Consider the following 385-nt stretch of genomic DNA (forward strand, 5'->3'; position numbering starts at 1 on the left):
GCTTAAGGGCAGCGATTTGGTTCTTTCTTCAACCGACAGAGAGACGACAATCATCGTTGAACTAAACGCCCAAGGAGACGATGGAAACGTGCTTGTTAGTGCGTCTTTATTCGTTGATATCGTGCGTCGTTTAGGCGGGGAAACATCTGAATTTGTATTATCAGAAGACGGCAAAAACCTTGCTATAACTTCGGGCAAAACAAAATTTGATATCCCTGTTATGGATCCTAGCGAATACCCATTGCAAGAGAAAACTGCTTGGGACACAAAATACAACCTTGACCTAGGGGTCTTAACAGACTTGATTAATTCGACCATCTTCGCGGCAGCACCAGCAGACAGCAGCAACATAGCCATCACAGGCGGCAACCTAAAAGTAATGGAG

1 protein-coding gene is annotated in these 385 nt (G+C 44.9%); it reads left to right on the forward strand.

The features are described 5' to 3' along the window. Positions 1–385, forward strand: a 385-nt coding sequence (locus tag ACYVTD_RS17685; protein WP_461248931.1) for a hypothetical protein, incomplete at both ends; no start/stop codon positions are given.

This window comes from Treponema sp. R6D11, assembly GCF_054786075.1.